We start from the raw sequence: 12876 nt of genomic DNA on the forward strand, positions 1-12876 counted from the left end.
CGCTCCGCCAGTCACGACCGATAAGCCGGTCGTATAAAGCTATCGACTAAAACGTTCGACTTAATTACGGTACCCGGACACCCGATGCGGGTCAAGATGCCCGATGGGGGGCTGCCGGCCCCGGCAATCAGGGCTCAGGGCGTATCAGAAGCAATGGGCAGGACGAACCTGCCGCCAAGGGTAAGGAAACCTGACGATGGCCGATCACGCGAACCGGGACGGCGCCCTTGCGGGTGCCGGCGACATTGACCAGGACGCCGCCTTTCGGGCGGCGGTGGCGATCGCCAATATCCCGACGCTGCTGATGGTGCTGGTCCAGCTGACCGGCGACACGCGCTGGCTGGAGCCGCCCTATGCGCCCGAACGCGGCCGCGGGCTGGACGACAACGATGATGGCGGCCTGCCCGAAGATGTTCAGGCGGAGATCCGCGCCGCCGCGACCGAGGCGATCCTGGCCTGGCGGGCGGGTCGGCCGGTGGCGATGCCGCGGCCCGACGACGATCTGCTGGTGCGCATGCTGAGCGTGTCGATGGCCGAAGAGGTGCCGGCGGAATATGGCGAGATCATCGCCTCGGGGCTGGGGCTGAAGGCGCACCGGCTGGGTGAGCCGGCGGCGGTGCCGGCCGGCTTCAAGGTGCTGGTGATCGGCGCCGGCGTCTCGGGCATCTGCGCCGCGATCCGTCTGCGCCAGCGCGGCATCGCCTGCGAGGTGATCGAGAAGGGCTCGGATTTCGGCGGCACCTGGCGCGAGAACCGCTATCCCGGCGCCGGGGTCGACACCCCCAACCACATCTATTCCTTCTCGTTCGCGCCGCATGACTGGACGCGCTATTTCGCGCTGCAGGGCGAGCTTTACGGCTATTTCCGCAAGGTCGCGCGCGATCACGGGCTGGAGAGCTGCACCCGTTTCGACACCCGGGTGTTGAGCGCCGTGTGGCAGGCGGAGGCCCGGCGCTGGGCGGTGACCATCCGCCGGCCCGACGGTGCGGAAGAGGTGCTGACCGCCGATGCGGTGGTGAGTGCGGTGGGCGTGCTGAACACGCCGCTGGTGCCGCATATCCCCGGCCTCGACAGCTTCCCCGGCCCCTGTTTCCACACCGCCGAATGGCCCGAAGATCTGGATGTCGCGGGCAAGCGCGTGGCGCTGGTCGGCAATGGTGCCTCTGCCATGCAGGTGGCGCCTGCGATCGCGCCCAGGGTCGGGCAGCTCACCATCTTTGCGCGGTCGAAGCAGTGGGCGGCACCCTTCCCGCAATTCGGCAAGGAAATGCCGCAGCCGATCCGCTTCCTGATCGCGAACATGCCGCTCTATCGGTTGTGGTATCGCCAGCGTCTTGCCTGGACCTTCAACGACCGGGTCCATGGCTCGCTGCAGAAGGATCCCGCCTGGCCGCATCCGGACCGGGCGCTGAACGCGGTCAATGACGGCCATCGCCGCGCCTTCGTGAAATACATGCAGCAGGAACTGGGCGACCGGCAGGATCTGCTGGAGAAGGTGCTGCCCGACTACCCGCCCTTCGGCAAGCGCATGCTGCTCGACAATGGCTGGTACCGTACCATCGCCCGCGACAATGTCGAACTGATCACCGACCATATGGCCGAGGTGCGCGGCAGCACGCTGGTCTCGCGCGGCGGGGAGGAACGCGAGGCCGATATTCTGGTGCTGGCCACCGGGTTCAAGGCGACCGAGTTCCTGGGCTCTTACGAGGTGCGGGGCCGCCAGGGCCAGGTGCTGTCGGATGTCTGGAACGGCGATGACGCCCGGGCCTATCTGGGCACCGCCGTGCCCGGTTTCCCCAATTTCTTCATGCTGCTGGGGCCCAATGTCGGCCTTGGTCACGGCGGCAGCATCATCTCGGCGGTGGAGCTGCAATGCGACTATCTGTTGAGCGCGCTCGACGAGATGTTCCGCCGCGGCGCCGCCACGATCGAAGTGCGCGCCGAGATCCATGACGACTACAATCGCAGGGTCGACGAGGCCCATGCGAAAATGGTCTGGACCCATGAGGGCATGGAGAACTGGTACCGCAATTCCCGCGGCCGGGTGGTGGCGATCACCCCCTGGCGCAATGACGATTTCTGGCGCATGACCCGCACGGTGGCGCCGGCGGATTACGTCTTCGACGGCCGGCCGGCCGCCGCCGGCGACGCGGCCTGACGAGACGCCAGAGACGACAGAGAAGACAGAGAAGACAAGAGGCCGGCGCGGCCGAGGCGCCTGCGACCGGCCCGGCGTGGACATGAGCAATGGGAGGGACGTCCCGATGACGATCGTGGTCGAGCAGAGCCCCGAGGGTCCGGTCCATTTCGATGCGCGCATTCCCCCGCGCGACCGGGTGGTGACCCGCGACCTTGTCGACCGGCTGGCCGTGGAGCAGCCGGACAAGGTTTTCGTGAAATTCGACGACACCGGAGAGGAATGGACCTATGCCCGCTTCCGCGAGCTGATCGTCCAGACGGCGCTGGGCCTGCAGCAGCAGGGCGTGGTGCAGGGCGCGCATGTCCTGGTCTGGATGCCCAATGGCCGCGACCAGATCCGGGTCTATTTCGCGCTCAACTATCTGGGCGCGGTCTATGTGCCGATCAACACCGCCTATCGCGGTTCGCTGCTCGCACATGTGGTCGATCTGTCGGATGCCAGCCTGGCGATCGTGCATGCCGATCTGGTCGAGCGGCTGTTCGACGTGCCCACCGCCCGGCTGGAACGGCTGATCGTCTCGGGCGGGCGCATGCCGGAATGCCCCCTGCCGGCGGTGCGGCTGGAAGAGGCGCTGCTGCCCGAGACCGGCACGCTGACGGCGCCCGCGCGCCGGATCGAGCCCTGGGACCCGATGGCGATCATCTACACCTCGGGCACCACCGGGCCGTCCAAGGCGGTGCTGGTGTCCTATCTGCACATCTATACCAATGCCGGCCCCGATGCCTGGCCCTTCGTCACGGGCGAGGACCGCTATCTGGTCAATGCGCCGATGTTCCATATCGGCGGCATGGGGCCGATGTTCGTGATGCTGGCCCGCGGTGCCTCGTTTGCGCTGGTGGAGCGGTTCGACACCGCCACCTACTGGCAGACCGTGCGGCGCAACGGCGTCACCGTCTCGTTCCTGCTGGGGGTGATGGCGACCTTCCTGGAAAAACTGCCGCCCTCGCCCGACGACCGCAATCACGGACTCAGGCTGGTGCTGGTGGTGCCGCTGGGCGATGCGGCGGTCTTTGCCGAACGCTTCGGGGTCGAGGTCCGCACCATCTTCAACATGACCGAGATTTCGAGCCCGATCGTCTCAGAAGCCAATCCGCCGCTGAAGGGCACCTGCGGCCGGATGCGGCCGGGGGTGGAGGTCCGGCTGGTCGACGACAATGACTGCGAGGTGCCGGTGGGGCAGGTGGGCGAGATGATCGTCCGCACCGACCGGCCCTGGGCGATGAACAGCGGCTATTACCGCAACCCCGAGGCGACGGCCAGGGCGTGGCGCAATGGCTGGTTCCACACCGGCGACGCCTTCATCTGCGATGCCGAGGGCAACTACTTCTTCGTCGACCGGCGCAAGGATGCCATCCGCCGCCGGGGCGAGAACATCTCGTCGCTGGAGGTCGAGGCCGAGGTGACGGCCCATCCTGACGTCCGCGAGGCCGCCGTGGTCGCGGTGCCGAGCGAGATGGGCGAGGACGACGTGCTGGTCTGCGTCGCCCCGGTCGAGGGCCGGACCATCGATCCCGAAGCCCTGATCGAATTCCTGCGCCCGCGCATGGCCTATTTCATGATCCCGCGCTATGTCCGCGTGCTCGATGCTTTGCCCAAGACGCCCACGGCCAAGGTGCTGAAGCACGAACTCCGCGCCGAGGGCATCACGGCCGACGCCTGGGACCGCGAGGCGGCGGGGCTGCGGTTGAAGTCCGAGCGGTTTGCGAGTTGACGGGCCTCCGGTCGGTGCATTGAGCTGGCCAGCAGGACCGACAGGCGTGGCTGCTGATCACCCCCTCCGTTGCTCTCGCACTCCGGTCCCGGACGTGACATGATGCCGGCCGACGACATCCTCACCTCCGGGACCGCCTCATGCCGATCAGCGCCGATACGCTTGCCCAGCAGCTTCAAGACAAGCCCCTGCCGCTCGCCCGCCTTGCGGTGGTGCTGTGGGCGAAGGGCAAGAAGGAGGAGGCGCGGGTCGCCGCTCTCCGGGTGCTGGAGGTGGCGGGCGACGGTCATCCCGAGGCGGTGATGGTGGCGCGGGACATTCTGGCCCGCGACGTGCCGAAATGGCATTTCTCGATCATCCGCGATCAGCGCCGCAACGATCTCTACGAGGCGGCGCTGAAGCGGCTGGTCCGCCCTGAGTCCCATGTGCTGGAAATCGGCACCGGCACCGGCATCCTGTCGATGATGGCGGCGCGGGCCGGCGCCGAACGGGTCACGACCTGCGAGATGAACCCGTCGGTCGCCGAGGCGGCGGCCCGGATCATTGCGAAGAACGGCTATGCCGATCGCGTGACCGTGGTGCCCAAGAAGTCCGATGATGCGCTGGTGGGCGAAGATATCGATGGCCGCGCCGATCTGCTGGTTCAGGAGATCATCTCCAACGATCTTCTGGGCGAGGCCGTGCTGCCGGCGATGGAGGATGCGGTCAAGCGGCTGCTGAAGCCCGGGGCGCGGATGATCCCGGATTCGGTCACCGCCCGGGTGGCGCTGGTCGACGATACCCGCGCCGCGAGGCATCGCATGGGCGAAATTTCGGGCTTCGATCTTGGCGGTTTCGACCATCTGGCCCAGGTCTGCCAGCGGGTGGGGGCCGATACCTCGCGGTTCACGCTCCGCAGTGCCGTCCACGACCTGTTGCATTTCGACCTGCGTTCCGGCGGCCCCTATCCGGGCCGACGGGTGATGGCGAAGCTGACCGCCACCGGCGGCCGGGTGGCCGGCGTGGTCCAGTGGCTGAAGATGGATATGGACGGTACGGGCGAGCTGATTTACGAGAACCGCCCGGATCAGGGGCTGTCTTCGTGCTGGGCGGTGCGCTTCTTCCCCTTCGACGCGCCACGGGATCTGCCGGCCGGATCGACGGTGGAAATCGGCGCCACCCATGACCGCAACACCATCATGATCTGGTGCGAAAAGGTTGAGGCGACGGCGGAAACCGCCGTCGCCTGAGCGCCTTCTTCCTCAGGCGGCGGCCTTTGCGCCGGCGCTGCGGGCCGCCAGGATCATCGATGCCGCCCGTTCGGCGATCATGATGGTGGGGGCGTTGGTGTTGCCGCCCGGCAGGCAGGGCATGACCGAGGCATCCACCACCCGCAGACCCTGAACTCCGCGCAGCCGCAGATCCGGCGTCACCACCGCGCCGTCGTCATTGCCCATCCGGCAGGTGCCGACGGGATGGTAGATGGTGTCGGCGCGGGCGCGGATATGGGCGGTCAGGGTCTGGTCGTCAGGCTCGCCGGAGAGATAGAGTTCGCGGGCCCGATAGGGGGCGAGGGCGGGGGCCGAGAGGATCCGCCGGGTGATGCGCGTGCCCTTCAGCATCACCGCCAGATCGTCCGGATCGGCGAAGAAGGCCGGGTCGATCGCGGGCGCCGCCAGCGGATCGGCCGAGGCCAGGCGCACACTGCCGCGGGATTTCGGCCGCAGCACGCAGACATGGCAGCTGAAGCCATAGCCGGCATGCAGTTTGCGGGCGTGGTCGTCGACGATCGAAATCACGAAATGCAGCTGGATGTCGGGCCGGTCGAGCGTGGGATCGGTCTTGAGAAAGGCGCCGCCCTCGGCGAAGGGGGTGGTGAGCATGCCGGTGCGGTTGCGCCGCCAGTCCCGCCAGGCGCGGACGAGCCGGCCGGTGCCGGCCATGCCGATGCCGAACATGTCGGTATCGGTCGACGACCAGCCCAGGATGAAATCCGGATGGTCCTGAAGATTGCGGCCGACATTGGCGAGATCTGCGACCACGGGGATGCCCAGGGCCGACAGCTCGGCCGCAGGGCCGATGCCTGAGAGCATCAGCAGCTGCGGCGAGTTGAAGGCGCCGCCCGAGAGGATCACCTCGGCACGCGCCCGGACCTCGCCGGTCTCCCGACCGCGCCGCCAGGCGATGCCGGCCGCGCGGCCGTCCTCGATCAGGATCCGGGTGGCATGGGTGCGGGTCATGACGTGCAGATTGGGCCGCGCCGCCATCACCGGATGCAGATAGGCCGCCGCTGCGGAACAGCGCTCCCCCTTTGCCGGACCCGAATGAAACTGGGTGACCTGATAGAGCCCGACACCTTCCTGACGCGGACCGTTGAAATCCTCGTTGACGGGGATCTGGCACTCGGCTGCCGCCTCTACGAAGGCGCGCGAGACCGGGCGTGGCGAGGGCTGGTCCGAGACCTGAAGCGGCCCGTCGGCGCCGTGGAAATCATCGGCGCCGCGCTGATTGCCTTCCGCTTTGCGGAACCAGGGCAGCACTTCCTCCCACGACCAGCCCGGGCAGCCCGCCGCCGCCCAGCCGTCATAGTCCGAGGGATGGCCGCGGACATAGAGCATGGCGTTGATCGCGCTCGACCCGCCCAGCGCCTTGCCGCGTGGCTGATAGCCGCGCCGGCCGCCCAGGCCCGGCTGCGGGACCGTTTCATAGGCCCAGTTGTTGATCTTCGGCCGCCCCGGCAGCATCGCCACCACGCCGGCCGGCGTGCGGATCAACCGGTCGCGGCCCTCGCCGCCCGCCTCGATCAGGCAGACCTCGACCGACGGGTCGTCCGTCAGCCGTCGGGCGAGCACGGACCCTGCCGATCCGCCGCCCACGATCACGTAATCGAATACCATTGCCCTTTTCCTCCCCCGGTCGCACCGATGCGTGCCGGTGCGTCTTGGTTGAGGAAATTGAACGCCCCTCCCGGCCTTATGTCCAGATGGTTGATGCGGTCCGGGGGCGGGTCAGATCGATTTCAGCAGCACGCGATCGATCGCATGGGTTGCATCCTTGTGCAGGATGACATCGGCACGCATGCGGGTGGGCAGGATGTTCTCGTGCAGGTTCACCCGGTTGATGCCGCTCCAGATGCCGCGGGCGACCTCGACCGCCTCGTCATGGGGCAGATCGGCGTAGTGGTGGAAATACGAGGCCGGGTTGCGGAAGGCGGTCTTCTGCAGCAGCAGGAAGCGGTCGACATACCAACGCGCGACATCGGCCTCGTCGGCATCCAGATAGAGCGCGATGTCGCAGAAATCCGACACCACCGCCGGGGCATTGCCGTCCACCTGCAGCAGGTTCAGCCCCTCCAGAATCAGGATGTCGGGCCGCCGGACCATCTGGAACTCGCCCGGCACGATGTCGTAGGAGAGGTGGGAATAGACCGGAGCCGCAACCTCTTCCGCCCCCGCTTTCACCGCGGCCAGGAAGCGGATCATGGCCGCGGTGTCATAGCTTTCGGGGAAGCCCTTGCGCGTCATCAGCCCGCGGGCCTTGAGCACCGCGGTCGGGTGCAGGAAGCCGTCGGTGGTGACCAGATCGACGCGCGGATGATCGGGCCAGCGGGCAAGGAGCGCGCGCAGCACCCGGGCGAAGGTGCTTTTGCCGGCCGCCACGCTGCCGACCAGCGCCACCACATAGGGTGCGCGCCCAGCCGGCCGGCCGAGGAAGGCATCGCGCACCCGCGACAGGCCGCGGGCGGCGCCGACATGCAGGTTCAGCAGCCGGGAGAGCGGCAGATAGACCTCCGACACGTCGGCAAGCCCGATCGGATCCTGCAACCCGCGCAGGCCCGCCAGCTCGGCTTCCGACAGGGTGAGCGGCGTGTTGGAGCGCAGCGCCGCCCAGGCGCTGCGGTCGAAGCTCTCATAGCCCGGCAGCGCGCCGGCAATATCCTGCATCACAATCTCTCCATTGCCCGGCACAGGCCACAACGCCCGCTCCCCCCGGGCCCTTGCGATCAGCCGCCGGTGACCAGGCCGGCGAGGCCGTCGGCCGACAGGATCTCGATCCAGTAGCCGTCGGGGTCGCGGATGAAGGCCAGGCCCTTCATCTTGCCGTCGTCGGGCCGCTTCACGAAATCGACGCCCAGCTCTTCGAACCGCGCGCAGGCGGCATAGACGTCGGGCACGGTGATGCCGATATGGCCGAAGCCGCGCGGATCGCTGTTGCCGTTGTGATAGCCGGCAAAGCCGTCATCGCTTTCGGTGCCCCAGTTATGGGTCAGCTCCAGCGCGCCCTTGCGGCGGAATACCCAGGCGGCGGCCTCGGCCGGGGTCTCGGGCTGCGGCTCGTCCGAGGCGTCGACATAGCCCATGAAGTAGAGCGAGAACTTCATCTCGGGGAAGTCGAAGCGTCTGAGCAGGCGCATGCCCAGCACGTCGCGATAGAAGGCGACCGACCGTTCCGGATCGCGGACCCGGAGCATGGTCTGGCTGAGGATGAAGTCGCGGGTGGCCGGATCGGCGGCGGCGGTTCCGGTCATGACCGTCTCCTTGGATAAGCGGCGCGGGCGGTGTGGCATCCGCCGGCGCCCGTGGTGGGCGTCGGGGCAGAGCCTAGCGGCCGGGCGCGCGCTTGTCGCCTGTCGAAGACGGCCGGGGTGGTCCTCAGCGCGGAGAGACCCGACGATGTGCACCCGCAGGCGAGCGGCCGGCCCCGGCAGCTGCCAGACTGATCAGGCCCGCAAGAGGCGGCCGCCAAGATGCGGCGTTCAACACGAGACCTGGGAGGACGACCATGCTGATGTCGACGGGCCATATCGCCAAGCCCCATACGCCCGAAGAATATGTTCAGATCGACGACGGGCCCTGGGCACCGTTCCCCGATGCCTTCTCGGATGGCGGCATCACCTGGAAGCTGCTGCATGTTTCGCCCGAAAGCGGCGGCTGGACCGCGATTTTCACCTGCCCGGCCGGGTCGTCCTTTGCGGCCCATATCCATACCGGGCCGGGCGAGTATTTCCTGACCCATGGCCGCATGGACGTGCGCGGCGGCCGGGATGCCGGCGGCGACACCGCGGTGGCGCCGGGCTATGGCTTCGAATCCTCGGGCGCCCGCCACGACCGCACCTTCTTCCCGGTCGACAGCGTGTTCTATATGACGTTCCTCGGCCCGCTCGCCTTCATTCAGCCGGACGGCACGGTCATCGCCAATATCGGCTGGGCCGAAGCCCAGGGGGCCTGGACCGCCTTCCTTTCGGCGCAGTCATGAGCACGGCCGCCGTGTTCGACCGCCATCTCGGCGCCTTCGCACAGGGCCTGGATGCGGTTCTGGCCGATTACGATGCGGCGGCAGTGGTGATCACCCCGTATGCGGTGCATCATGGGATCGAGGAGATCCGGCAGTTCTTTGCCGGCTTCCTTGCGGAGGCCACGCCCGAATTCTGGGCGGCATTCCGGGTTGAGACACGTCAGGTGGCGGGGGAGGTCGCCTATCTGGTCTGGTCGGCGGCGCCCTTCGTCACGCGGGCGACCGACACGCTGCTGGTCCGCGACGATCGGATCCTGGTCCAGACGTTCACCCCCTTCCACGGCTGACATATCCGCCAGCGAGGCGGGGAGGCCAGTCGCCCATGTCCCTGTCTACCACGTCCCCCTCCACCACGCCGGGCGGCGCATCCTGGCGCGCCGCCGACCACCCGCCGGACCTCCGCCCGGAGGTCTGGCGCACCACGCTCGAGACCGTCTATGACGGCTGGGCGGCCATCGGCCGGCCGATGCCGGGCTTCGACGCGCGGCTGCTTCAGCGGCGCGCCGGCCCGGTGACGGTCGTCGATTGCATATGTGATCCCTGTGCCGGCAGCCGCCGACGGCCGGGGCCGGCGCGCGACGGCCGCGAGCTTGTCGTCATCCAGCTGGTCCTCGGCGGTCGCGAGCAGTTCTCGATCGGCGAGGCGCAGATCGCCCTCGGCCCCGGCGACGTGCTGGTCTGGACCACCACCCGGCCGATGAGCTTCGAGGTGACGGAACGTCTGCACAAGCGGTCGGTGGTGCTGCCGCTCGCCCGGCTCCGTCACTGGCTGCCGGGCAGCTGGCAGGGGGCGACCGGCCGCATGGCCGCAGGCACGGCGGGGGCGGCGCTGGTCTCCGGTGCGGTGGGCGCCATGGCCGGCGGGCTGCTGGAACAGAACCTGCCCGATGGCGAGGCGCTGGGCGAGGCGATGCTGGGCGTGCTGGTCGCAGGCCTGGGTGCCGAGGCGCCGCGCCGCGCGGGCGGGCTCAGGGCGGCGCAGCTCGACCGGGTCAAGGCGCTGATCGATGCCCGGCTCGACGACCCGGATCTGGACCCGGCCGGCATCGCCGCCGCGGCCGGCATCTCGCTTCGCCATCTCCACGCCCTGTTCGGCAGCGCCGGTACCACCGTCCGCCGCCACCTGATCACCGCCCGGCTGGACCGCTGCCGCCGCGATCTGGCCAATCCGGTGATGGCGGGGCGCACCATCACCGACATCGCCTTTTCATGGGGGTTCCAGAACGCGGGCCATTTCGGCCGCCGCTTCCGCGACGCCTATGGTCTGTCGCCGCAGGCTTTCCGGCAGGGGCGAGACAGGTGACAGGCGACAGGTGAAAGGCGGACGAGGAGGCGATATCATCCGCGTCATCTGCACCATAAATTGATGCGGACCGGCCAGGGAGTTTCGTCATGTCCCGGATCAACAGGCAGACCACGGACGCCGATCAACCGCCAAAGGCGGGGGATGAGAAGCGGGCCGGGGATGAGAAGGGGGCTTTCGACCGTCTGAAGGCGGCGCTGACCGAAGCCTTCGCCGCCCCAGACATGGCGTACCAGCCATTGACGGCCGCCGAGGTGATCGCCCGGAACCGGCGCTGACGAAGGCTCACGCCTTCGCCAGTTCCTCCTCCACCTGACCCAGCCGTTCCTTGCCGAAGAACATGTCCTCGCCGACATAGAAGGTCGGGATGCCGAAGGCGCCGCGGGCGACCGCCGCCTCGGTGTTGGCGGCGAGTTCGGCCTTCACCGCCGCGTCCTGGGTTGCGGCGGCGATGGCGGCACCGTCCAGCCCGGCTTCGTTCAGCGTGGCGACGAAGACCTCGGGGTCGTCCATCTTGCGGCCGGTTTCCCACATCGCGGTCTCGACGGCCTCAAGATAGGCGTCGCCCACCCCCATGCGCTTCGCGGCGACGAAGCCGCGCATGGCGAGCAGGGTGTTGACCGGGAAATGCGGGTTGATCCGGAAGGCGTCGAAGCCGTGCCTGGCCACGAAGCGGCGCAGTTCCAGCGCCTCGTACTCGTTCTTGCCCTTGATGCCGGCGAAGGCGAGCATCGGCGCCTGATTGCCGGTCGCCTTGAAGATGCCGCCCAGCAGGCAGGGGATGACATTGACGGTGGCGCCGGTGCGGGCGGCCACCTGGTCCAGCACCCGGCGCGCCAGATAGGCGTTGGGGCTGCCGAAATCATAGATCATGTCGACGGTGCGGCTGCTCATGCGTCTGGTCTCCCTCACCAGGTTTCCGACCAGGGGCGCAGATCCAGTTCATGCGTCCAGGCCGATTTGGGCTGCCTATGCAGCCAGACATAATTGGCGGCGATGTCTTCGGGCTTCAGGATCAGATCCTGGTCCAGCAGCGTCTGAACATCCTCGCGGGTGGAGCGGGTGAAGGCGCCGTCGATGGCGCCGTCGACCACGACATGGGCGACATGGATGCCCCGGGGCCCCAGCTCGCGCGCCATGCTCTGGGCCACGGCCCGAAGGCCGTGCTTGGCGGCGGCGAAGGCGGCGAAGCCTTCCCGGCCGCGGATGCTGGCGGTGGCACCGGTGAACAGGATGGTGCCCCGGCCGCGCGGCACCATCACGCGCGCAGCCTCTCGCCCGGCCAGAAAACCGGCGAAACAGGCCATCTCCCAGACCTTGGTGAAGACACGGGCGGTGGTATCGCGGATGTCGAAACGGACATTCGCGCCGATGTTGAAGACCACCACTTCCAGCGGCCCGACCTCGGCCTCGATACGGTCGAAGAGGGCGACCATCTCGTCTTCCGACCGGGCATCGACCCCATAGGCATGGGCGCGGCCGCCCTCGGCGCGGATCTCCTCGGCCAGCGCCTCTACCTGATCCAGATTGCGCGGCCGGCGGGTCAGGCAGACCGCATGGCCGCGGGCGGCGAACGCCCGCGCGATCGCCCCGCCGACCCCGATGCCGGCGCCGATGACCAGGCAGGCGCCGGGTGTGGTGCCAGGCTTGGCCTGCGTCGTTGGATGGCTCATGGCGTGTTTCTCCTCCCGACCGGGTCATCATATTGCCCGGGGTTATGTAAGTCCAGTTTCTGGACGAAGTTCGTATTGAATCTGGATCGAGTCAATGGAATACTGCGGCCATGAAACGCGATGATCTGAAAGACCAGCCCTGTTCCATGGCGCGCACCGTTGCGGTGATCGGCGACCGCTGGACCCTGATGCTGCTGAGGGACTGCTTTCTGGGGGTGCGGCGCTTCGACACCTTCCAGGAGCGGCTGGGGATTTCGCGCACCATCATCGCCGAACGGTTGAAACTGCTGGTCGATGAGGGCGTGCTGGCGCGGGTCCGCTATCAGGATCGCCCCCCGCGCGACGAATACCGCCTCACCCCCAAGGGCTTCGATCTCTATCCCGTGGTGATGAGCATCGTGCACTGGGGCAACCGGCATTATGCGGGGGAGGCGGGGCCACCGATGCTGCACCGGCATCGCACTTGCGGTCACGACATCGAACCGGTGCTGACCTGCCGGGCCTGTGGCGAGGAACTGCGCGCCCGCGAGGTGGAGGTGCGCGCCGGGCCGGGGATCGGTGACGAGGCTGCGGCCGCCGCGGCCCTGCCGCCACGGCGCGGGCGGACCGGCTGAACCGACACCTGCCATCGCAGGTCTCAACGCAATCCGATTGGCGCTCTGGATGCAGCGCATGGCATGATCTTCCTAAGTTCCGCGATACGAGAACGCCAGGG

General features: G+C 68.1%; 13 protein-coding genes. 8 read left to right on the plus strand and 5 right to left on the minus strand.

The genetic code is table 11. The features are described from left to right. Positions 1-196: 196 nt before the first annotated feature. From WI697_RS23385 to WI697_RS23395, 3 genes are all read left to right on the plus strand, one after another. Positions 197-2158, plus strand: a complete 1962-nt coding sequence (locus tag WI697_RS23385; RefSeq protein ID WP_345960105.1) for a flavin-containing monooxygenase — start codon at positions 197-199, stop codon at positions 2156-2158. Positions 2159-2264: 106 nt separating this feature from the next. Beyond that, complete coding sequence (locus WI697_RS23390; RefSeq protein ID WP_345960106.1) at positions 2265-3911, plus strand: AMP-binding protein; 1647 nt, start codon at positions 2265-2267, stop codon at positions 3909-3911. 140 nt (positions 3912-4051) lie between these two features. After that, a complete protein-coding gene (locus WI697_RS23395; RefSeq protein ID WP_345960107.1) occupies positions 4052-5140 on the plus strand; it encodes a 50S ribosomal protein L11 methyltransferase in 1089 nt (362 codons plus the stop codon). Positions 5141-5152: 12 nt separating this feature from the next. Here the strand turns inward: WI697_RS23395 and WI697_RS23400 are convergent, their stop codons facing one another. From WI697_RS23400 to gloA, 3 genes are all read right to left on the minus strand, one after another. Continuing rightward, positions 5153-6787, minus strand: coding sequence for a GMC family oxidoreductase (locus WI697_RS23400; protein ID WP_345960108.1), 1635 nt, complete (start codon positions 6785-6787; stop codon positions 5153-5155). A 111-nt stretch (positions 6788-6898) separates the two neighbouring features. After that, a complete protein-coding gene (gene coaA / locus WI697_RS23405; protein ID WP_345960109.1) occupies positions 6899-7834 on the minus strand; it encodes a type I pantothenate kinase in 936 nt (311 codons plus the stop codon). Positions 7835-7893: 59 nt separating this feature from the next. Further along, a complete protein-coding gene (gene gloA / locus WI697_RS23410) occupies positions 7894-8418 on the minus strand; it encodes a lactoylglutathione lyase (protein ID WP_345960110.1) in 525 nt (174 codons plus the stop codon). 254 nt (positions 8419-8672) lie between these two features. Here gloA and WI697_RS23415 point away from each other — a divergent pair, with 254 nt between their 5' ends. The 4 genes from WI697_RS23415 (at position 8673) to WI697_RS23430 (ending at position 10766) form a co-directional block, all read left to right on the plus strand. Then, positions 8673-9146: a 2,4'-dihydroxyacetophenone dioxygenase family protein gene (locus WI697_RS23415; protein ID WP_062761874.1), complete on the plus strand. Its 474-nt coding sequence runs from the start codon at positions 8673-8675 to the stop codon at positions 9144-9146. Then, positions 9143-9472: a nuclear transport factor 2 family protein gene (locus WI697_RS23420; protein WP_345960111.1), complete on the plus strand. Its 330-nt coding sequence runs from the start codon at positions 9143-9145 to the stop codon at positions 9470-9472. The genes WI697_RS23415 and WI697_RS23420 overlap by 4 nt, the downstream gene beginning before the upstream one ends. 35 nt (positions 9473-9507) lie before the next feature. Continuing rightward, on the plus strand, positions 9508-10488 hold the full coding sequence (locus WI697_RS23425; protein ID WP_345960112.1) for a helix-turn-helix domain-containing protein: 981 nt from the start codon (positions 9508-9510) through the stop codon (positions 10486-10488). 89 nt (positions 10489-10577) lie between these two features. Further along, a complete protein-coding gene (locus tag WI697_RS23430) occupies positions 10578-10766 on the plus strand; it encodes a hypothetical protein (protein WP_345960152.1) in 189 nt (62 codons plus the stop codon). Between the two features lie 7 nt (positions 10767-10773). Here the strand turns inward: WI697_RS23430 and WI697_RS23435 are convergent, their stop codons facing one another. Together WI697_RS23435 and WI697_RS23440 are read right to left on the minus strand one after the other, a co-directional pair. Continuing rightward, positions 10774-11382 carry a 2-hydroxychromene-2-carboxylate isomerase gene (locus WI697_RS23435; RefSeq protein WP_345960113.1) on the minus strand — a complete coding sequence of 203 codons (609 nt, stop codon included), beginning with the start codon at positions 11380-11382 and terminating at the stop codon, positions 10774-10776. A gap of 14 nt (positions 11383-11396) precedes the next feature. Then, a complete protein-coding gene (locus tag WI697_RS23440; protein ID WP_345960114.1) occupies positions 11397-12161 on the minus strand; it encodes an SDR family NAD(P)-dependent oxidoreductase in 765 nt (254 codons plus the stop codon). Between the two features lie 110 nt (positions 12162-12271). On the opposite strand from WI697_RS23440, the gene WI697_RS23445 reads away from it, so the two are divergent. Further along, on the plus strand, positions 12272-12775 hold the full coding sequence (locus WI697_RS23445; protein ID WP_345960115.1) for a winged helix-turn-helix transcriptional regulator: 504 nt from the start codon (positions 12272-12274) through the stop codon (positions 12773-12775). Positions 12776-12876 lie beyond the last annotated feature (101 nt).

It is taken from the genome of Tistrella mobilis (assembly GCF_039634785.1).
Lineage (GTDB): Bacteria > Pseudomonadota > Alphaproteobacteria > Tistrellales > Tistrellaceae > Tistrella > Tistrella mobilis.

Coding starts and splice junctions, on each gene's coding strand:
- WI697_RS23435 (WP_345960113.1), bottom strand. CDS start 11,382: ATGAGCAGCCGCACCGTCGACATGATCTATGATTTCGGCAGCCCCAAC.
- WI697_RS23390 (WP_345960106.1), top strand. CDS start 2,265: ATGACGATCGTGGTCGAGCAGAGCCCCGAGGGTCCGGTCCATTTCGAT.
- WI697_RS23420 (WP_345960111.1), top strand. CDS start 9,143: ATGAGCACGGCCGCCGTGTTCGACCGCCATCTCGGCGCCTTCGCACAG.
- WI697_RS23440 (WP_345960114.1), bottom strand. CDS start 12,161: ATGAGCCATCCAACGACGCAGGCCAAGCCTGGCACCACACCCGGCGCC.
- WI697_RS23395 (WP_345960107.1), top strand. CDS start 4,052: ATGCCGATCAGCGCCGATACGCTTGCCCAGCAGCTTCAAGACAAGCCC.
- WI697_RS23400 (WP_345960108.1), bottom strand. CDS start 6,787: ATGGTATTCGATTACGTGATCGTGGGCGGCGGATCGGCAGGGTCCGTG.
- coaA (WP_345960109.1), bottom strand. CDS start 7,834: ATGCAGGATATTGCCGGCGCGCTGCCGGGCTATGAGAGCTTCGACCGC.
- WI697_RS23445 (WP_345960115.1), top strand. CDS start 12,272: ATGAAACGCGATGATCTGAAAGACCAGCCCTGTTCCATGGCGCGCACC.
- WI697_RS23430 (WP_345960152.1), top strand. CDS start 10,578: ATGTCCCGGATCAACAGGCAGACCACGGACGCCGATCAACCGCCAAAG.
- WI697_RS23425 (WP_345960112.1), top strand. CDS start 9,508: ATGTCCCTGTCTACCACGTCCCCCTCCACCACGCCGGGCGGCGCATCC.
- WI697_RS23385 (WP_345960105.1), top strand. CDS start 197: ATGGCCGATCACGCGAACCGGGACGGCGCCCTTGCGGGTGCCGGCGAC.
- WI697_RS23415 (WP_062761874.1), top strand. CDS start 8,673: ATGCTGATGTCGACGGGCCATATCGCCAAGCCCCATACGCCCGAAGAA.
- gloA (WP_345960110.1), bottom strand. CDS start 8,418: ATGACCGGAACCGCCGCCGCCGATCCGGCCACCCGCGACTTCATCCTC.